Origin of the sequence: Cysteiniphilum sp. QT6929 (assembly GCF_030035755.1) — a bacterium.
Taxonomy (GTDB): Bacteria; Pseudomonadota; Gammaproteobacteria; order Francisellales; family Francisellaceae; genus Caedibacter; species Caedibacter litoralis.
Window position 1 is genome coordinate 66,029 of the sequence record NZ_CP103983.1, and the last position, 19,088, is coordinate 85,116.

The following is a 19,088-nucleotide window of genomic DNA, read 5'->3' on the forward strand; positions in this document are numbered from 1 at the left end:
GCTAATCAACTATATGCTATGACACAGTCAAATAGATAAAAGAAAAAAATAAAAGTGGAAAACAAGATGAATAAATTAGAACAGTTAAAACAAATGACCAAAGTGGTTGCTGACACCGGTGATTTTGCGCAAATCGAAGCATATCAACCCGTTGATGCAACAACTAACCCAAGCTTGTTATTAAATGCAGCTAAAATGCCTGCATACAATTATGTAATTGAGCAGGCATTGGCAAAAAGTGCGCATTTAAGTGGTAAATCACGCGTTGATGAGGCAATGCTTGATATGGCAGTAAGTTTCGGTATTGAGATTTTAAAGGTAATTCCTGGGCGTGTTTCCACCGAAGTTGATGCCCGCTTATCGTTTGATACAGAGGCGACCATTGATTACGCGCGTCGATTAATCGATAAATACCAAGAAGCCGGTGTTGATAAATCGCGTGTGCTTATCAAAATTGCATCAACTTGGGAAGGGATTAAGGCTGCTGAAGTGCTTGAAAAAGAGGTGGTGAACTGTAATTTAACCTTGATGTTTAGTATTGCCCAAGCCATCGCCTGTGCTCAGGCTAAAGTCTTTTTGATTTCACCTTTTGTTGGGCGCATTACTGACTGGTATATGAAAGAGCAAGGTGCAACAAACTTCCCTGATGTCAGTGAAGATAACGGCGTGTTATCGGTTAAAGAAATTTATCAGCATTACAAGCGTTATGGTTATCAAACAATTGTGATGGGGGCAAGTTTCCGCCATGTGGGACAAGTGGAAGCCTTAGCAGGATGTGATGCATTGACGATTGCGCCAAATTTATTACAGCAGTTACAGCAGGATGATAATACGTTAAATAGGCAGTTAGTTGAGATTGAGAAAACCAATCAACCAGATCGCAAATTAACAGAAGGTGATTTTAGATGGGCAATGAATGAAAGCCCAATGGCAACGGAAAAATTAGCCGAAGGTATTCGTAAGTTTGCCATTGATACGGTGAAACTTGAGAAGTTAATCGAACATAAATTAGGACTATAGCCACACTATGCATAAGTCTATTGCGGTAAAAGTAGGGAATATCACAATCGGTGGTGGAGCGCCGGTTGTCGTGCAATCGATGACGGATACAGCGACTGCCGATATTGAAAAAACAGTGTCACAAGTTTTAGCACTTCATCGCGCGGGTAGCGAGCTTGTGCGCATTACGGTTAATGATGAAGAAGCAGCTAAAGCCGTCCCTGAGATCAAAAAGCGCTTATTACAAAAGGACTGTGATGTGCCTTTAGTTGGCGACTTTCACTACAATGGTCACAGATTATTAGCAGACGTTCCAGAATGTGCTAAAGCACTGGATAAATATCGTATTAATCCAGGCAATGTTGGCTTTGGTCGCAAAAAGGACACACAATTTGCTGAGATTGTGCAAAAGGCGATTGAATATGATAAACCAGTGCGTATTGGTGTCAATTGGGGTAGCTTAGATCAAGCGCTACTGGCAAAGCTAATGGATGAGAATAGTCAGCTGACGGTACCGTTATCTGCGCGTGAGATTATGCACAAAGCGCTGATTGAGTCGGCTTTATCAAGTGCAGAATACGCTGAGCGTCTGGGACTTAAGGCTGATAAAATCATTGTATCATGCAAGGTCAGTGATGTTCAGGATTTGATTGAAGTTTACCAAAAGCTTGCACGTGAATGCCCGTATCCTTTGCATTTAGGGTTAACTGAAGCAGGGATGGGGATTAAAGGCATTGTTGCCAGCAGTGTAAGTCTGGGCTATCTATTACAGCAAGGCATAGGTGATACGATTCGCGTATCCTTAACACCAGAGCCAGGTGCGCCACGCACCAATGAGGTGAAAGTCTGTCGTGAGATCTTGCAAACGATGGGCTTAAGAGCGTTCACGCCAACGGTTTCCTCATGCCCTGGATGTGGGCGGACAACTAGTAGTTTTTTCCGTGAGCTTGCCAATGATATTCAAAACTATCTTAGTGAGCAAATGCCCATGTGGAAACATCAATATATCGGTGTTGAAAACATGAAAGTTGCGGTAATGGGTTGTGTGGTAAATGGTCCTGGCGAGAGTAAGCATGCCAATATCGGTATTAGCCTGCCAGGCACAGGTGAGGCACCTGTTGCCCCGGTGTTTATCGATGGACAGAAAAAGCATACATTAAGAGGCGAGCATATTGCTAAAGAATTTATGGTGATCGTTGATCAGTATGTTAAAGCAAAGTATCACAGAGATTAACCATGGACTTTAGCAAATATACTTTAATGAAGCAAAAGCTTGATGCATATCGTCCTTTGCCAAAAGAGGTTGTTCATAATTTACATGAAAATCTTATTCTAAACTGGACGTATCACTCTAACGCAATTGAAGGAAATACGCTGACGCTTAAGGAAACAAAAGTCGCACTTGAAGGGATTACTGTTGGTGGTAAAACGTTAAGAGAGCACTTTGAGGCAATCAATCATAAAGGAGTTTAATTATTATGACGGATCAAAAAAATCCTTACCCATTATTATCAGAACCTTTGGATTTAGGCTTTACGATGTTAAAAAATCGCGAGGTAATGGGGTCGATGCACACTGGTCTTGAAGAACAAAAAGGTGGGTTTGAGCGTTTGGCTTATTTCTATCAAAAACTTGTGAAGCCGTGAATAAGTTCAACTTAGACAAGATGAAAAAGTCGCTCAAAACACGGGTGGTAGCTATTCACTTGTAATGAGAGCTATTAAAAACGATGAGGTACTGCATGAGGTTAATACAACCAAAGATAGTAAGCAGTTTGCAACAAGGCGTTGTTATTTCAAGTTGTACATGCTACTAATGCACGATATTAAGGCATATGCATTTGATTATGTGGTGCCAGAGTTTAAGAATGTAGAACATTAGGATTTAAAGCAATGAGTGATGCAGTAGAAATAAGATATAATTTTGAAATTCAAGATGAGTGGTACTCATCTCAGACAATCAAAGATATAGACAGTTGGAGCGACTATTATCTAGATGAGTTTCTGGTAAAGAAGCCAGACGAGTTATCTGAGTTAGATAATGATGACATAAGAATTTTAGTAAGGGATTCTTTTTGGTGGATGTATAGACTATATCTTAATAAACCAAACTTTTGGGATGAAAAAAAATTAAAATATTTCCTATGTAGTCATGTCCCAAGATATTGGATTGTTGAAAATGACCTGAAATTAGAATGCCTTACCAATGTATTGGTAGTATTTATAAAATGGTTAGATGCCCAACGTGTAACCACCAATCAAGATAATATATTAAGAGTGATTATTGATTCTCAGGATGAATTTCAAAAGAATTTGAATAATAAAAAACTCTGGAGCGATAGAAAAACACTTAAAAATGGTCTTAGATTACCTAATTTATTAGGCTCTGCTAGTAGAGGGAAATATAAGGCAAACAGACCTGCCGATGAGGAGGAAATATCAGAAATAATGTCTTCATTCATCAAAAAATCAGGGATAGATGTCGAGAAAAACAAACTTGAATCAAAAAAACTCAGGAGTAAGAAACTAAGAGCAGCAACAGCAGATGATTTAAACAATTACCCAAATGCAGCTACAGTGTATAAAAAGCTTAATGAAATTGGATATACCTATTTCCCTGAAACAGAGTTAGCTGCTGCAATTCATTATAAAGATGACATCTCACCAATGTTGCTTGGTTGTCTTGATGACTTAATTGCTAATAAAGGTATAGATAAATACGACACCACCTTGTTTATGTATGCATTTTATTTGCTTAGCATTTTTAGGGATCAGCGAGCGTATCCAAAAATTATTAAGATAATGCAATTAGATAGAGATAATGAATTATTGGGTGATTTGATAACAAGTTATGATCTTAAAAATATAATAGCTTCAACTTATAATGGTGACCTTTCAATACTAGATAAATTAATCAAAGATAGTGATGCTTATTTTTATGCACGTAGTGCTGCGATACATTCTATTGTCACCTTAAAAGTTATGGGCAAAATTGAGCAATCAACTTTTGAGAATAAACTAGATTACTATTTGAATTACAAATATAGCAATATAGCAAAAGAGCAAAAAGAGATGGTAACATCCGTAGGTAGCTGTATTTTAGAAAGTGATTCACTTCATTTGTTAAATAAGCTGCAAGAGTTGATTATACAAAACAAAATTGATATTGATCATTATGGTCTTGAATCTATTAGAAGCTCCGTGGATAAAATTAAAAATAAGGCAGATGATTGTAGAACCTCACCCTATCATTTTATTGATGACATACAATCAACTTTTGGTACATGGGCGATGTTTCATGAATCGAGTGTTTCTAATCATTCTAATGACCAATTATTATTCTCAAATAAAGAAAGAAGCAAAAAGAAAGCAGGCAGAAATGACCCTTGCCCTTGTGGGAGTGGTAAAAAATATAAGAAATGCTGTTTACTGAATTCATAATTCTTTTCTAACCTTAGAGAAAAGTAAAAGAGGAGTTTATATTGTTATGACGGATCAAAAAAATCCTTATCCATTATTATCAGAACCTTTGGACTTGGGCTTTACGACGTTAAAAAATCGCGTGGTAATGGGGTCGATGCACACTGGTCTTGAGGAGCAAAAAGGTGGGTTTGAGCGTTTGGCTTATTTCTATCAAAAGCGCGCTGAAGGTGGTGTTGGTTTAATTGTCACAGGAGGTGTGGCACCTAATATCTCAGGGTGGCTTTACCCCTTTGCGATTAAGTTAACCAATCAAAAGGAAGTTAGAAAACATCGGTTAGTGACTGAGGCGGTTCACAAAGCAGATGGCAAGATTTTGATGCAGATTTTACACGCTGGACGCTATGGATATCATCCTTTGTGTGTCAGTGCTTCAAAACTTAAAGCGCCGATGAATAAATTTAAACCCAGAGCATTAAGTAACTGTGGTATTAAGCGCACGATTAAACACTTCGCTCGTGCGGCTAAACTTGCTAAAGAGGCAGGTTATGATGGTGTTGAGATCATGGGATCTGAGGGGTATTTGATCAATCAATTTCTCGTTGAGCATACCAATAAACGTAAAGATAAATGGGGTGGTAGCTTTGAAAATAGAATGCGTCTGCCGCTTGAGATCATCAAAGCAACACGCCAGAAAGTCGGTGAAGAATTTATTATTATGTTTCGTTTATCGATGCTTGATCTGGTTGAAAAGGGTAGCAGTTTTGATGAAGTTGTCACTTTAGCTAAAGCCTTGGAAAAGGCAGGTGTTACCATTATCAATTCAGGGATTGGCTGGCATGAAGCGCGTATCCCAACGATTAGCACGCAAGTGCCACGTGCCGCTTTTGTGCCGATTACCGAGGAAATCCGTAAGCATATTAATATTCCTATCGTTTGTGTTAACCGTATTAATACACCTGAAGTGGCTGAGGATATTTTACAAAAACAAAAGGCAGATCTTGTTTCAATGGCGCGTCCATTATTGGCTGACCCTGATTTTGTCAAAAAAGCACAAAATAACCAATCCCAAGCGATTAATACCTGTATCGCGTGTAATCAGGCTTGTTTAGATCATGTCTTTGTTGGCAAACAAGCTTCTTGCTTGGTCAATCCTTATGCCTGTAATGAAAGTGTCATGCAATCAAAACCTGCCACAGATAAAAAGAGTATTGCTGTGATTGGTGCGGGACCTGCTGGCTGCACTGCGGCAATTGAGCTTGCCAAGCGTGGGCATCAAGTTGATCTCTATGAAGCATCTGATAAGGTCGGAGGGCAGTTTAAGTTAAGTGCAAAAACGCCGGGTAAAGAGGAGTTCTCTGAAGCGTTGCGTTATTTTGAGTATCAGTTAAATGCGAATGAGGTCAATGTTAAGCTTAATACCAAAGTTAATGCAGAGGATTTAAAATCGCTAAATTATGATGAGATTGTGATTGCTTCAGGTGTTATGCCTCGGATTCCTAAGATTGATGGGATTGATCATCCAATGGTTATTAACTATATGCAGCTGTTAAATGGTGAAGTGGCAGCTGGTAAAAAGGTCGCAGTTATTGGTGCCGGTGGCATTGGCTTTGATGTCTCTGTTTTTCTGGTGTTTGCCGGTAAAAAAATTGGTGAGAATACGGAAGACTATTATCACGAATGGGGAGTTGATGTGACGTTGGCGCATCGCGGTGGTTTGACCAAACCGCATGAGCCTGTGCCGGAAGCGGAAGTTTATCTATTGCAACGCAAAGATGAAAGACTCGGCAAGCGTCTAGGTAAAACAACTGGTTGGATTCATCGCACCACCTTGAAGCATCAAAAGGTTAAGATGTTAAGTGGCGTGAGCTATGACAAAATTGATGATGCTGGTTTGCATATCACACTTAAAGGTGAGAAGAAGCTACTTGATGTTGATCAAGTGGTGATTTGTGCCGGACAAGAATCAGATAGATCGTTATACAATAGCTTAATAGATCAAGGCATTAAAAATGTGCACATCATTGGTGGTGCACATGTTGCTGCAGAGGTTGATGCGAAGCGTGCAATTAAAGAGGCAACTGAGCTAGCATTAACGCTTTAGTTAAATCCTAAATTTTTGGCATCATTTAATCCTGGAATATCATTAATGGATAATACCCCTGAAATCTGATCCTCGGGGGTGATCTTTAGCCCTGAGTTTAATTGCTCTGGCGTAAATGCCACAAAATCTATCTTTGTTAGGTCATATTCAACAAAGCCGTTGTTTAAGGTGTTTTGTTTGATGCGATCACGATCGTAATACAGTAAATCACGATAGTAGATACGTTTATTATCAAGATCTTTAATTGATTGCCATAAGGTTGCCGTTGCCTCATAGTAGGGCACGGTCACACTTGAGAGAATTGTATTGGCTTGGTAAAGTGCTTGATCTGTGTTTTGTGGCGTTGGCGATTCACGTGTTAGAATGCTAGCGCGTACAAAGCGTGAGACGGATGTGTAATCTCCAGGCATGCCAAGAAGACCAGCATCCTCAGGTTGTGCATATTTAATTACTGTTTTATAGTCAGGGATAAAATGAGCAAACGGCAGACTTGCTTTGGCATCTTTATCACTTAACGTTTTATAGTGTGTCAGGTTTTTAATCTGCCATTCATAATCAGGCGCATTGGTGAGTACATTCGTGGCATGGTCATAAATAACGGTTTTGCCATCGATAAACTCAATGACGGCACTGTGTCCTGTTTTATCACGAATGACAATATGTAACGGTATATCCTTGATGTATAAGCCACTGGTGGCATACATGGCTGATTCGACAAGTTGATATTGCATAATAAGCTTTAATGCATCTTGAGTTGAATTTGCCATGCCTAAGATAAAATTGGATAAATCATAAATTCCAAGTGCTGGACGCGGGTCATGAGGATTGTATTTGGGGTAAACGCTGCCTGGTAAATAAAGCGCTGCGATACTTACGCCTTGTGTATTTATGCCATCGGTTAAGGTATAACCAATAAAACCTAAGCGTCCGAAAAAACCATATTTGTTTTGCCAATGAGCAAGTTTATCTTCGGGGACTTTATCGCGATTGGCAATGAGATTAGTTGTATTCTCAACATCAAGATATCCAGTATAAAAGCTAAAAGCACGAGAAGTGATGTGGGTGAGATTAATATCTGTTTGAAATATCTTTTGATACCAACTATAAGTTTCAAAGCTTTGAGTATATAGCTTTAATGGAAAATCAAGTGTGCGTGCCGTGATATGAAAAGGGGTTTTATTGATAAAAATATCAGTACAGTTAAAACCAAACTGAACATATCCTAAAAGTAGAATGCTTAAATAGCGCATGTAAAATCCTTTTTGTGCATTGAATGTATAAAGTATAGCTACTGCATCAAAATTGCCAATAGAATAACAAGACCAACCCAATGATTATCTGAAAATGCCTTAATGCATTGGGCAATGCCACCTTTTTGCCACGTCTTATGCTGATAGAAGAATAACACGGCAATGATGACTAAGGCTAAGAAAAAGACAGTATTATAATGTTGCAGCATGCCAAAGACTGCGAGGCAAATAATGGTTAGTATCTGGAAAATACTCATGATCAAAAGATTATGTTTGCCAAAGGTAATCGCAGAGGAGTGTAAGTTAAGTGTTAGATCATAGTCTTTGTCAGCTAACGCATACATCGTGTCATAAGAGATTGTCCAAAAAATGGTGGCAAGATAGAGCATCCAAGCAGATAAAGGAATGTGATTAATCTGGGCTGCATAAGCCATGATAATACCAAAATTAAAGGCGAAGCCTAAGACTAGTTGTGGGACGGCAAAAAAGCGTTTAAAAAGCGGGTAGCTAAGCGCCAGTATCACAGCAATGAGCGATAGCAAAATAGTCATAAGATTAAGCTGTAACACAAGAATAAAAGCGATAAGAAGTAATAACACACCAACGAAAACAGCTTGTTTAACGGTGATGTCCCCTGTTGCTATGGGGCGCGTGGCAGTGCGCTTGACTTGGCCGTCAAAATCGCGATCAGCAATGTCGTTAAAAATGCATCCAGCGGTACGCATGATAATCACACCAAGAACAAAGATAATAAACACTTTGAAGCTAGGTAGCGCAGAGGTTGCTGCAAAAAGCCCCCATAAAGTGGGGTAAAGAATGATTAAGATAGGAATTGGGCGATGCAGGCGCATCAAGTAAAAATATGCTTTCATATATAGTGGTATTAGTATTATTTATAGTAAGAGGTTAAGTATACTTGTTTTATACCCATCATAAACCATTTTACAGAATTTTTTGCTTTGTATTTTGCGTGCTTTTGGCAAGTTGAATTTTGATAATAGTCCTAGCTATTACCTGCAATCCGACTTGCCAAAATCTTCACAAACTACTTTACAAGTAAACACCGCAAAATGATTTACGATGGGTATTGCTTAAGTTTAAACAGGTGGTATATGCACAAAAAACTCTTCAATTAATAACTGATGCTCAGCATCCAGTGTAAAAATGGATGCGCGTACCCATAATGGATTGGCGGGAAAGGTATCATTTAAGTTAAGTTTGTGCTTCAAGAGATCAAAAGAACAGTGTTTGACATAGAACTCACTACGTGTGATATGCGTGTTTTTAAATAAAAAGTGCTCACCAATGGAGTTGTTACCTAATGAATCAAAACAATCTTGATAACGTTTATAAGTGCTTTGTGGGATAATCGTCCGCCCAAACACATAAGTGTTATCTTGATGATGATGTTTAATCAAGCGAATACGACTTGCGCGCTCATTTAAGTTCAAAAGTTCAGCTTCATCATCATCCATCGGCGCATGATATTCATTGATGCACTTTAAGCCAATATCAGGGATGGACTGCGCCAAAGTGACACCCAAGCGTTTGACATTAAATAGCCAGTGCTCAAGCTCGGCAGGTAGTGTAATCGTTTCTTTCGTATTCCAGTGATCAGTCATAGAGCAAAATAAGTTGCCAAAAAAATTTGGCTAAGGGTATCATAGAACATTGATTGTGACCAATAGTTGTGGCGTACATTTTTGGGTTACGTAAGCGCCTTTAAAGGTCTGATGTTATTTTAACCAAATTAACTTTAAATAGTTCTGTACCTTTTTGTTTATTCAGGTACAATGGCGCCTTGAATTTATCAACAACATACTCGTCGCGTATCGTTTGTAGTCGTTTAAAACGCAGAAGGGGCAGTGATGGGTATCATAACTTTTGGGTTTTAAATCACTATGAGTACCGAGAATAATGAATCTCAAGAATTAAGCTTTCATAATTTGGGCTTAAACGACAAGATATTGTCAGCTATTGAAGCAATGGGTTACCAAACACCCACACCGATCCAAGCAAATACGATTCCTTTTGTATTGCAAGGTCGTGATGTATTAGGACAAGCGCAAACTGGAACCGGTAAAACCGCAGCATTTGCATTGCCACTTCTAAATAACATGGATTTATCTGGCAAAGAACGTATGCCACAAGTATTGGTGTTAACCCCAACACGTGAGCTTGCGATCCAAGTGGCTGAAGCATTTGAATCTTTTTCTAAAAATATTGCCAAGCTTGAAGTTGCTTCTATTTATGGTGGTCAAGAATATGGTCGTCAAATTCAGGCATTACGTCGTGGTGTGCAGGTTGTCGTTGGTACCGCAGGTCGTGTAATGGATCATATGCGTAAAGGCACATTAAAGCTAGATGCATTAAAAGCATTAGTATTAGATGAAGCGGATGAAATGTTACGTATGGGCTTTATTGATGATGTTAAATGGGTGTTGTCACACACGCCGGAAGCATGTCAGCGTTTGCTGTTCTCAGCAACCATGCCGCGTGATGTGTTGGATATTGTTAATGAATATCTACGTGAACCATGTAAAGTACAGATCAAAACAAAAGCAGCAACCGCTAAGACAATTCATCAACGCTTTTTAGTGGTCAAAGGTTTATCTAAATTAGATGCGCTTGATCGCGTATTAGAAGTTGAAGATACCGATGGTGTAATGGTGTTTGTTAAAACCAAAACATCAACCATCGAAGTAGCTGATGGCTTAAAAGCGCGTGGTCACTTGGCTGCAGCGATTAATGGTGATATGCAACAAAACCAACGTGAATATATAATTGACCAGTTGAAAGCCTCTAAAATTAATATTCTTGTGGCAACAGATGTTGTGGCACGTGGTTTGGATGTCGAGCGTATTAGTCACGTGATTAACTATGATTTACCACAAGATAATGAAGCATATGTACACCGTATTGGTCGCACGGGGCGTGCTGGACGTGAGGGTGATGCAATTTCATTGATTTACACCAGAGATTTGCGTCAACTACGTATGCTTGAGCGTGTTATTCGTCATACTTTGGAAGAGATGCAGTTACCAAGTGCTAAAGAAATTACTGAAAAGCGTGTTACGCGCTTTAAGCATGAAACTGCTGAGATTATCCGTCATAAAGACTTAAGTAAGTTTAAAGAACTAATGCAGGAATTTGCGACTGAATATGGTGCTGAAGCCGATGATATGGTGGCAGCACTTGCCTTTTTAGCGCAAGGCGACAAAAAGCTTTTTGTTAAAGAAATTCAGGTTCAAGAGTCAAGAAGGTCAGAAAGATCTGATCGTTTTGATCGCTCAGAGCGTGGCGGACGTGGTGATCGTGATGGTCGTAGAAATGATCGCGATAGCAGATTTTCACAACGTCGTGATGAGCGTGGCGGACGTGGTGATCGTGATAGAGGATCGCGTCGCTCACCAGATATGGATATGACGACTTATCGCATTGAAGTGGGTCGTAGTGATGGTGTTGAGCCGCGCAATATCGTTGGTGCTATTGCCAATGAAGCCGGTATTAATAGCCGCAATATTGGACATATCAAATTATTTGATCAATTCAGTACCGTTGATTTACCGAGTGATACACCAAAGAATGTTATTGAGCATTTAAAGAAAGTGTGGGTAGCTGGTAAGAAGCTTGAAATCAAAGAAGATAAAAGATAATAGTTAAGACATAGGGCGTATGCAATACGCCCCTACGGAAGTGTTGGCTGAGCGTTAGTCGAAGCCAGAGTACGCAAAGTAACTCTCTAGGCTGTAGAATGATTTCATCTTTAAAATAATTTCAATATTTTTTCACCTTTTCCGTTGTGATCTGGGTGCAAACCCAGCCAAGCTATGCTATGTTAACGCCACTTAAACGGGGCGCTTCCTGTATATACTTGACATAATTCAGTGAGTTACTATCTGGAGTATTCCGTTTTGTATTGATTTTTCATTATTTGTAAAGAGAGATCTATACCCATCATAAATCATTTGATGATGGGTGTTACAGTAACAAGGAGATTGGAATGAGTAAAATGGATATAACGACAAATCCAGCGGGAACACGTGGATTTAGTTTCTTGGAATTTGTCAGCACAACGCCGCAAAAAATGCGTGATTTATTTAGCCTTTTGGGTTTCACCTTGGTTGGACAGCATAAAACTAAAACCATTGAACTATGGCAACAAAATGATATTTTCTTTTTGTTGAATAACGAATCACAAGGTTTTGCCAAAGCGTTTAAAGAAACACATCAATCGGGCGCATGTGGTATGGGTTTTGTGGTTGAAAATGTTGAGCATGCCTTAGCTCACTGCATTAAAAAGGGTGCCAAATTGAAAACGCAAAATACGGATGACTGGCATGGTCAAAGTATCGAAGTCATCCATGGCATTGCCGATACTAAGCTTTATTTAACAGATTATTCTTCAATTATCGACAGTGGATTATTTGAGATGATTCCTGATGCGAAAGCTCAGATGCAAGACAATGAGTGTGGCTTGTTATATATCGATCATCTGACACATAATGTCTTTCGCGGCAATATGGATAAATGGGCAGATTACTATATTGATTTATTTAACTTTCGCCAAATTCGTTACTTTGATATTGAGGGTAAACTCACGGGATTGTTGAGTCGGGCGATGACGAGCCCATGCTTGAAAATCAAAATTCCAATCAATGAATCTGCTGATGATCATTCGCAAATCGAAGAGTTTTTACGTGAGTTTAATGGTGAAGGGATTCAGCACATTGCTTTGGAAAGTCAGGATATCTTTGCCACGGTTGAAAAGCTTAAAGATTCAGGTGTTGAGTTTATGCACACGCCTGATAGCTATTACACCAAGACGCATGAACGCCTGCCGTATCACCCTGAGTCCGTTGAGCGCATGCACAAAAATCGCATTTTAATCGATGGTGCGCCAACTAAAGATGGTGGCTATTTATTGCAGATTTTCACCAATACTGTGATTGGTCCAGTATTTTTTGAAATCATTCAGCGCAAAGGTGATGATGGCTTTGGTGAGGGCAACTTCCAAGCCCTGTTTGACTCCATTGAGCTTGATCAAATCGAGCGTGGTGTGCTAAGTACGCAAGAGCATAAATAACTGGAGTTATGCACTTTAGAAAAAACTATGATTTTATAAACACCCCGTCAGCCTGCGGCTGACACCCCTCTTGAAAAGAGGGGAATTAGGCAGCGTTGATTTTATATTCCCCTCTTTGCAAGAGGGGTGCCGAGCTTGCGAGGCGGGGTGTTGAAATAGAAAAAGTCCGTAACTCTAGTAATAACTAAGGAAATAAGATGATTTTATATGATTATTTTCGTTCATCCGCAAGCTTTCGCGTGCGCATTGCCTTGCAACTTAAAAAAATAAGTTATGAATCAAAAGAGATTCACTTAATTAATCATGGTGGCGAGCAATTCTCAAGCGCCTATAAAGCGATTAATCCGCAATCACGCGTGCCCGCGCTACAAGATGGTAATGTCATTATCACGCAATCTTTGGCGATTATTGATTATTTAGAAGATAAGTATCCTAAGCATTCAATCTACCCAATTGATCCCGTATTAAAGGCTAAGGTTAAAGCCTTTGCTTTGACGATAGCTTGTGATATCCACCCTCTGAACAATTCAGGCACGCTTAATTTTTTGAAATCTGAATTTGCCGCAAATGAGACGCATATTAATAAATGGTACGCACATTGGGTGCAATTAGGTTTTTCAGCCTTGGAGCAAACCTTACAGCAAACGGCGGGCATGTATTGTTTTGGTGATGAGATTAGCTTGGCAGATATCTGCCTTATCCCGCAAGTGTTTAATGCTAAGCGCTTTAATGTGGATATCAGCAGCTTTCCAACGATTCAGAGAATCTATGAGCATGCCATGAAGCATCCGGCGTTTTTTCATGCCTCACCCGAGCAGATTATGCTAAAGGAGCATGAATAAAATGGTGGATTATCAGCTAGGATTTCATAGTTATTTTGCAAGTGAAGCGCTCAAAGGCGCATTACCTCAAGATCGTAACTCACCACAAGTAGCGCCCTTTGGCTTATATGCTGAGCAAGTCAATAACAGTGCGTTTACCGCGCCACGCGCGCAAAATTTTAAAGCATGGCAATATCGTATTCGTCCATCGGTGTTGCATAGTCCGAAATTCACATTGATTAAAGAGAGTTTATTGCGTAATCACTACCATCAAGATGATGTGTTGACGCCTCCTGAGCAGATGCGTTGGAGTGCCTTGAGCTTTCCACATGAGAAAACAGACCTGATACAAGGGCTTGTGACCATGATGTATAATGAGGCAGCAGCAGTGCATCTATATGCGATCAATCAATCGATGGAGAATCGTTATTTTTACAGTGCAGATGGTGATTGGCTGTATGTATTGCAACAAGGGCGCTTGCGCTTCAAAACAGAATATGGCGTGATTGAGGCAAGACCACATGAGGTGGTCGTTATTCCACGCGGTGTTCGTTATTCTGTTGAACTACTTGATGAGCACGCACGTGGCTATATTTGCGAGTCTAATGCAAGTACGTTTTATTTACCAGAGCGAGGTCCTATAGGTGCAAATGGCTTAGCAGAAGAGCGTCATTTCTTAGCACCTGTTGCCTCATTTGAGGATAAGACACAAAAGGCTTTGTTATACAGTCAATATCAAGGGCGTCTATGGCAAGGTGAGATTAACCACTCTCCTTTAGATGTCGTTGCGTGGCATGGCAATTTATATCCGTATAAATATGATCTTGATTTATTTTGCCCTGTGAATACCGTGCTTAAAGATCATGCCGATCCAAGTATCTTTACAGTACTTACTGCGCCATCCTTAAATACGGGTACAGCAAATGTTGATTTTGTGATTTTCCCACCGCGCTGGGTGGTTGGTGAGGATACCTTTAGACCACCTTATTATCATCGCAATATCATGAGCGAATGCATGGGATTATTAACTGGTGTCTATGATGCTAAAGGTGAAGGGTTTGAGCCAGGAGGCATCAGTGTACATAATCCGATGTCGGCACATGGTCCTGATTATGATACATTTATTAATGCATCAGAGATGACGCTTAATCCTGTACGCTATCAAAACACCATGGCATTTATGTTTGAATCACGTCTGCCATGGCAATTAACCGAGTTTGCATTAATGAGTGAGCTGCGTCAGCCGAATTATCTGAATTGTTGGTCATCATTAAAAGCAAATTTTACAAAAGAGGTCATTGAATAATGTTAACAATCAAAGCAAATAACCCTAACTTAAAATCATTTATTGCAGTCGATAAAGACTGTCATTTCCCCATTCAAAATTTGCCTTTTGGCATTTTCAGCAAAACTGGCGAAGATAAAAGTAAAAAGCGTATTGGTGTTGCAATTGGGCAATATATTTTAGATGTAAAGGCAGCTTATAACGAGGGCTTGTTACATGAGTTTAATGTGGACTTAGCACAAATGAGCGCTTTAAATGATCTGTTTCAACATGGGCGCGAAAAGGTGCGTGAATTAAGGCAAATCATCAGCGATTTACTCAATAGCGAGACAGCAACCTTACGTGATAACAAGTCATTAAGAGATAAAGTGCTAATCAAACAAAGCGATTGCAAGTTGTATTTACCGATTGAGATTAAAGGCTTTACGGATTTTTATTCCTCACGCGAGCACGCTGAGAATGTCGGTAAGATGTTTCGTGATAAAGATAATCCATTACTGCCCAACTGGTTACACTTACCAGTCGCCTATGATGGACGAGCAGGAAGCGTTGTTGTTAGTGGCACAGAAGTCGTGCGCCCAAAAGGTCAAATTAAACCAAATCCTGATGAGGCACCGATCTTTAGTCCATCTAAAGCCTTAGATGTTGAGGTGGAGATGGGTGCGATTATTGGCATGCCTTCGCAGCATGGGCAACCGATTACAATTGACCAAGCGCCTGAGCATGTAATCGGTATGGTATTGGTCAATGATTGGAGTGCGCGTGATATTCAAAAATGGGAATATCAGCCATTAGGACCTTTTTTATCGAAAAATTTTGCTACCTCTATTTCAGCTTGGGTTGTGACCTTAGATGCGCTAGAGCCATTTCGTGTGCCATCACCAAAACAAGACACTGAAGTCTTAAGTTATCTTAAACGTAAAGAACATTGGGCAGTGGATGTTGAGCTGCAATTATCGATTAAACCCGCTAAAGAGCCAAATTATGAAGTAATATCAACCACCAATTATAAATACATGTATTGGGATATGATGCAGCAGCTAGCACATCACAGTGTTAACGGTTGCCCGATGATGACAGGAGATATCTTGGCATCAGGAACAATAAGTGGCAAAACAAAAGATAGCTTGGGCTGTTTCTTAGAAATTACCGAAGGTGGTAAGCATCCAGTTGTCTTGAAAAATGGCGATAAGCGCGTGTTTTTACAAGATGGTGACGTTGCACGTATCGCAGGATTTTGCCAAGGGCAAGGGTATAAAGTCGGTTTTGGCGAGCTAACTGGCGAAATTGTGCCATTTTCAGCTACACTTACAAACAACAACGCTCAAAGGGAGAATGAGCATGAAAACAAACAGCAAGTATGTTTCTAAAAAGCCAGATTATCGTGGGTTTGTTGTCTATGATGAGATAGAGAACAACACGTGGCAAACACTGATGGAAGCGCAACTTAAGATTATTCAAGGGCGAGCTTGTGATGAGTATTTAAAAGGCTTGGAATTTCTTAATTTTCCAGTTAATCGTATTCCACAGATTCCTGAGGTTAATGAAAAACTGCAGAAGGTCACGGGGTGGGCTGTGGAGCCGGTACCTGCATTGATTGGCTTTGATCGCTTTTTTAAATTATTATCTGAACGTAAATTTCCGTGTGCGACCTTTATTCGCACACCAGAGGAGCTTAAATACTTACAAGAGCCGGATATATTTCATGAGTTATTTGGTCATTGCCCGATGTTGGCTCATCCGGTTTATGCTGACTTTATGCAGCGTTATGGAGAACTAGGAGTTGGGCAAACACCGGATATTCAAAGACTTTTGGCGCGCTTTTATTGGTTTACTGTTGAGTTTGGCTTAATTAATACCCCTCAGGGATTGCGTTGTTATGGCGGTGGGATTTTATCATCAATGGGTGAGACGGTTTATGCGTTGGAAGATCCAAAGGTGCGTTATGAGCGATTTGATGCTTTAAATATATTAAGAACGCCATATCGTATCGATATTTATCAGCCGGTTTATTATATCATCCATTCTTATGAAAGCATTTATAACGTATTAAAAGACAACTTTATTGATTTAATTAAAAAATCTCAGCGCTTACCTGAGTTTAGAGCATTGTTTCCTAAAAAGGAAAAACCTTTGGAAAATGAAGGACTTGAGTTGACTGAATGAAATGTAATATGTGATGTGATGGCGTATGCAATACGCCCCTATGATTTTTGAAAGGTTAAGGAAATGTTATGGAAAGTTTACTAGATAAGAAATGCCAAGTTTGTGAGTATGGTGATTTTACACCATTTACAAAAGTTGAAGCACAAAGCTACTTACAGAAATTGCCATTGTGGCAGTTAAGTGCATGTGGCAAGAAAATAACACGCATATTTGAATTTAAAGGCTTTTATAAAACCATGGCGTTTGTCAATGCCGTGGCATGGGTTGCCAATAGTGAAGGGCATCACCCAGATCTAGAGGTAAGCTTCAATCGTTGTGTGGTGCATTTTACAACACATGCCGTTGATGGCTTGACGGAAAATGATTTTATTTGTGCCGCTAAAGTCGATGCTCTGCTAGTTTAATTGCTGAATATGTAATGAATCAAGAATAAGTTGCAATGCCTGGCACCTCTCCCACAAGGGGAGAGGTCGTGCAGCTTAAGCTGCGCGGGTGAGGGGGAGTTGAAGTTTAACTTATCTTTGTATTTGTTACTACATGTGTGAGGGTGTATAGATACAAGGGCGTATGCAATACGCCCCTACGGTTAGAAAAGGAAATTTTAGTAAAGTTTAAAAAGCAAAAGGAATAAAGGGAATAAAAATGAATTTAACGGATTTTCAAAATAGTGTGGTTGATCGTTTACAGCATTTCTCACAGCAGGAACCTGAAATTACCTTTCAGTGGAAAGACAAGCGATCTACTGCACGCGGGTTTTTAGTAATTAACTCGTTGCGTGGCAATGCCGCAGGTGGTGGCACACGTGTGCATGAGCATATTACGTTAGAAGAGGTCACCACATTGGCTAAAATTATGGAGATTAAATTTGCGCTATCAGGGCCGGCAATTGGTGGGGCTAAAACGGGTATTCGTATCGACCCAGATCATCCTGAGAAATATGCGATTCTTGAGCGCTGGTATGAAGCCATTCGCCCACTATTGACCGAATATTATGGCACCGGTAGTGATTTAAATACTGATATTCATAAGATTAACCATTTGCTGCGTGGTTTGGGGATCGATAACTCGCAGCAAGGGATTATTCATGCCTTTTGTCAGGGGGATCACTTTAGAACGCAAGCAGCTTATCACAATATGCATCTGCTAAATGCCAGTGTTAAAGTAGGGCAAGCAGATATTAAACTTGCTGAAATGGTCACAGGTTTTGGTGTGGCACAAACAGCGATTGCTTATTATCATGCGCGCAATGAAAGTATTCAAAATAAGCGTATTTATATTCAAGGTGCGGGCAATGTTGGCGCGGCAGCTGCCTTTTATTTGCATCAGGCAGGTGCTGTAATTGTCGCAATGACTGATCGAGATGCAGGGGTGATTCGTGATAAAGGATTAAGCGAGCAGGAAATCAATCAAGTTGTTAAAAGCCGTAGAGTACTTAATGTATTAACCGATAATCTGACGCACCAACAATTTAATCAACAACTGATATCTGCGAATATTGATGTATTAATTCCCGCAGCTGGATCTAATATTATTGATAAAAATTTCATTGATCAAATGCAAAAATCAGGGCTTGAGCTTATTGCATGTGGCGCAAACCATCCGTTTGTTGAAAGTGAATATTGTTATGGGCTTTGCTCGCAATACTTAGATGGCAAGCTTGCGGTGGTACCTGATTTTCTTGCCAATATGGGTATGGCGCGAACCTTTTATACGATGATGTCAACGCCTGAAGATAAAATATCAGTTGATTATATTTTTGAAGATATAAAAGCCATTATGCATAATGCGATAGATAAAGCATTTACGATGACCGGTGGACGTTTACTCACAGCAAGCCTTTATGATCTTGCGTTAACAAATATTGATTTACCAGATAAAACAGCCAATTTTCTAAAGCAATCGGCTAAGAAGAGCCAAGACAATCATACGCCTGGCATTGCAATCCTTTAATTTCCTAA

The 19,088-nt window shown here is 39.8% G+C and carries 18 protein-coding genes; 15 read left to right on the forward strand and 3 right to left on the reverse strand.

From position 1 onward, the window contains the following. The first annotated feature begins 66 nt into the window (after positions 1–66). From tal to NYP54_RS00335, 7 genes are all read left to right on the forward strand, one after another. Positions 67–1,020, forward strand: coding sequence for a transaldolase (gene tal / locus NYP54_RS00305; protein ID WP_283156655.1), 954 nt, complete (start codon positions 67–69; stop codon positions 1,018–1,020). 7 nt (positions 1,021–1,027) lie between these two features. Continuing rightward, positions 1,028–2,233 carry a flavodoxin-dependent (E)-4-hydroxy-3-methylbut-2-enyl-diphosphate synthase gene (gene ispG, locus NYP54_RS00310; protein WP_283156656.1) on the forward strand — a complete coding sequence of 402 codons (1,206 nt, stop codon included), beginning with the start codon at positions 1,028–1,030 and terminating at the stop codon, positions 2,231–2,233. Positions 2,234–2,235: 2 nt separating this feature from the next. Further along, positions 2,236–2,472: a hypothetical protein gene (locus NYP54_RS00315; protein WP_206609097.1), complete on the forward strand. Its 237-nt coding sequence runs from the start codon at positions 2,236–2,238 to the stop codon at positions 2,470–2,472. Positions 2,473–2,477: 5 nt separating this feature from the next. Then, positions 2,478–2,645 carry a hypothetical protein gene (locus tag NYP54_RS00320; protein WP_157968248.1) on the forward strand — a complete coding sequence of 56 codons (168 nt, stop codon included), beginning with the start codon at positions 2,478–2,480 and terminating at the stop codon, positions 2,643–2,645. Between the two features lie 64 nt (positions 2,646–2,709). Further along, a complete protein-coding gene (locus NYP54_RS00325; RefSeq protein WP_157968247.1) occupies positions 2,710–2,880 on the forward strand; it encodes a hypothetical protein in 171 nt (56 codons plus the stop codon). Positions 2,881–2,891: 11 nt separating this feature from the next. Then, positions 2,892–4,439, forward strand: coding sequence for a DUF1186 domain-containing protein (locus tag NYP54_RS00330; RefSeq protein ID WP_283156657.1), 1,548 nt, complete (start codon positions 2,892–2,894; stop codon positions 4,437–4,439). A gap of 46 nt (positions 4,440–4,485) precedes the next feature. Next, positions 4,486–6,522 (forward strand): NADPH-dependent 2,4-dienoyl-CoA reductase, encoded by a 2,037-nt coding sequence (locus tag NYP54_RS00335; protein ID WP_283156658.1) that lies wholly within the window; start codon positions 4,486–4,488, stop codon positions 6,520–6,522. Here the strand turns inward: NYP54_RS00335 and NYP54_RS00340 are convergent. The 3 genes from NYP54_RS00340 to NYP54_RS00350 form a co-directional block, all read right to left on the reverse strand. After that, complete coding sequence (locus NYP54_RS00340; protein WP_283156659.1) at positions 6,519–7,772, reverse strand: linear amide C-N hydrolase; 1,254 nt, start codon at positions 7,770–7,772, stop codon at positions 6,519–6,521. The genes NYP54_RS00335 and NYP54_RS00340 overlap by 4 nt on opposite strands. A 38-nt stretch (positions 7,773–7,810) precedes the next feature. After that, positions 7,811–8,644, reverse strand: coding sequence for a 4-hydroxybenzoate octaprenyltransferase (gene ubiA, locus NYP54_RS00345; RefSeq protein ID WP_283156660.1), 834 nt, complete (start codon positions 8,642–8,644; stop codon positions 7,811–7,813). Between the two features lie 225 nt (positions 8,645–8,869). Then, positions 8,870–9,394 carry a chorismate lyase gene (locus NYP54_RS00350; protein WP_283156661.1) on the reverse strand — a complete coding sequence of 175 codons (525 nt, stop codon included), beginning with the start codon at positions 9,392–9,394 and terminating at the stop codon, positions 8,870–8,872. 279 nt (positions 9,395–9,673) lie between these two features. On the opposite strand from NYP54_RS00350, the gene NYP54_RS00355 reads away from it, so the two are divergent. The 8 genes from NYP54_RS00355 (at position 9,674) to NYP54_RS00390 (ending at position 19,080) form a co-directional block, all read left to right on the forward strand. Then, on the forward strand, positions 9,674–11,428 hold the full coding sequence (locus NYP54_RS00355) for a DEAD/DEAH box helicase (protein WP_151194226.1): 1,755 nt from the start codon (positions 9,674–9,676) through the stop codon (positions 11,426–11,428). A gap of 347 nt (positions 11,429–11,775) precedes the next feature. Then, positions 11,776–12,858, forward strand: a complete 1,083-nt coding sequence (hppD, locus tag NYP54_RS00360) for a 4-hydroxyphenylpyruvate dioxygenase (RefSeq protein ID WP_283156662.1) — start codon at positions 11,776–11,778, stop codon at positions 12,856–12,858. A 197-nt stretch (positions 12,859–13,055) separates the two neighbouring features. Then, positions 13,056–13,700, forward strand: coding sequence for a maleylacetoacetate isomerase (maiA, locus tag NYP54_RS00365; RefSeq protein ID WP_283156663.1), 645 nt, complete (start codon positions 13,056–13,058; stop codon positions 13,698–13,700). Continuing rightward, positions 13,693–14,985: a homogentisate 1,2-dioxygenase gene (gene hmgA / locus NYP54_RS00370; protein WP_283156664.1), complete on the forward strand. Its 1,293-nt coding sequence runs from the start codon at positions 13,693–13,695 to the stop codon at positions 14,983–14,985. Before maiA ends, hmgA begins: the two co-directional genes overlap by 8 nt. Continuing rightward, positions 14,985–16,334, forward strand: a complete 1,350-nt coding sequence (fahA, locus tag NYP54_RS00375) for a fumarylacetoacetase (protein ID WP_283156665.1) — start codon at positions 14,985–14,987, stop codon at positions 16,332–16,334. Before hmgA ends, fahA begins: the two co-directional genes overlap by 1 nt. Beyond that, on the forward strand, positions 16,306–17,130 hold the full coding sequence (gene phhA / locus NYP54_RS00380; protein ID WP_283156666.1) for a phenylalanine 4-monooxygenase: 825 nt from the start codon (positions 16,306–16,308) through the stop codon (positions 17,128–17,130). The genes fahA and phhA overlap by 29 nt, the downstream gene beginning before the upstream one ends. 68 nt (positions 17,131–17,198) lie before the next feature. Next, positions 17,199–17,534 carry a 4a-hydroxytetrahydrobiopterin dehydratase gene (locus tag NYP54_RS00385; protein ID WP_283156667.1) on the forward strand — a complete coding sequence of 112 codons (336 nt, stop codon included), beginning with the start codon at positions 17,199–17,201 and terminating at the stop codon, positions 17,532–17,534. Positions 17,535–17,772: 238 nt separating this feature from the next. Next, positions 17,773–19,080 carry a Glu/Leu/Phe/Val dehydrogenase dimerization domain-containing protein gene (locus tag NYP54_RS00390; RefSeq protein WP_283156668.1) on the forward strand — a complete coding sequence of 436 codons (1,308 nt, stop codon included), beginning with the start codon at positions 17,773–17,775 and terminating at the stop codon, positions 19,078–19,080. Positions 19,081–19,088: the final 8 nt, after the last annotated feature.

Coding starts and splice junctions, on each gene's coding strand:
- tal (WP_283156655.1), top strand. CDS start 67: ATGAATAAATTAGAACAGTTAAAACAAATGACCAAAGTGGTTGCTGAC.
- ispG (WP_283156656.1), top strand. CDS start 1,028: ATGCATAAGTCTATTGCGGTAAAAGTAGGGAATATCACAATCGGTGGT.
- NYP54_RS00315 (WP_206609097.1), top strand. CDS start 2,236: ATGGACTTTAGCAAATATACTTTAATGAAGCAAAAGCTTGATGCATAT.
- NYP54_RS00320 (WP_157968248.1), top strand. CDS start 2,478: ATGACGGATCAAAAAAATCCTTACCCATTATTATCAGAACCTTTGGAT.
- NYP54_RS00325 (WP_157968247.1), top strand. CDS start 2,710: ATGAGAGCTATTAAAAACGATGAGGTACTGCATGAGGTTAATACAACC.
- NYP54_RS00330 (WP_283156657.1), top strand. CDS start 2,892: ATGAGTGATGCAGTAGAAATAAGATATAATTTTGAAATTCAAGATGAG.
- NYP54_RS00335 (WP_283156658.1), top strand. CDS start 4,486: ATGACGGATCAAAAAAATCCTTATCCATTATTATCAGAACCTTTGGAC.
- NYP54_RS00340 (WP_283156659.1), bottom strand. CDS start 7,772: ATGCGCTATTTAAGCATTCTACTTTTAGGATATGTTCAGTTTGGTTTT.
- ubiA (WP_283156660.1), bottom strand. CDS start 8,644: ATGAAAGCATATTTTTACTTGATGCGCCTGCATCGCCCAATTCCTATC.
- NYP54_RS00350 (WP_283156661.1), bottom strand. CDS start 9,394: ATGACTGATCACTGGAATACGAAAGAAACGATTACACTACCTGCCGAG.
- NYP54_RS00355 (WP_151194226.1), top strand. CDS start 9,674: ATGAGTACCGAGAATAATGAATCTCAAGAATTAAGCTTTCATAATTTG.
- hppD (WP_283156662.1), top strand. CDS start 11,776: ATGAGTAAAATGGATATAACGACAAATCCAGCGGGAACACGTGGATTT.
- maiA (WP_283156663.1), top strand. CDS start 13,056: ATGATTTTATATGATTATTTTCGTTCATCCGCAAGCTTTCGCGTGCGC.
- hmgA (WP_283156664.1), top strand. CDS start 13,693: ATGAATAAAATGGTGGATTATCAGCTAGGATTTCATAGTTATTTTGCA.
- fahA (WP_283156665.1), top strand. CDS start 14,985: ATGTTAACAATCAAAGCAAATAACCCTAACTTAAAATCATTTATTGCA.
- phhA (WP_283156666.1), top strand. CDS start 16,306: ATGAAAACAAACAGCAAGTATGTTTCTAAAAAGCCAGATTATCGTGGG.
- NYP54_RS00385 (WP_283156667.1), top strand. CDS start 17,199: ATGGAAAGTTTACTAGATAAGAAATGCCAAGTTTGTGAGTATGGTGAT.
- NYP54_RS00390 (WP_283156668.1), top strand. CDS start 17,773: ATGAATTTAACGGATTTTCAAAATAGTGTGGTTGATCGTTTACAGCAT.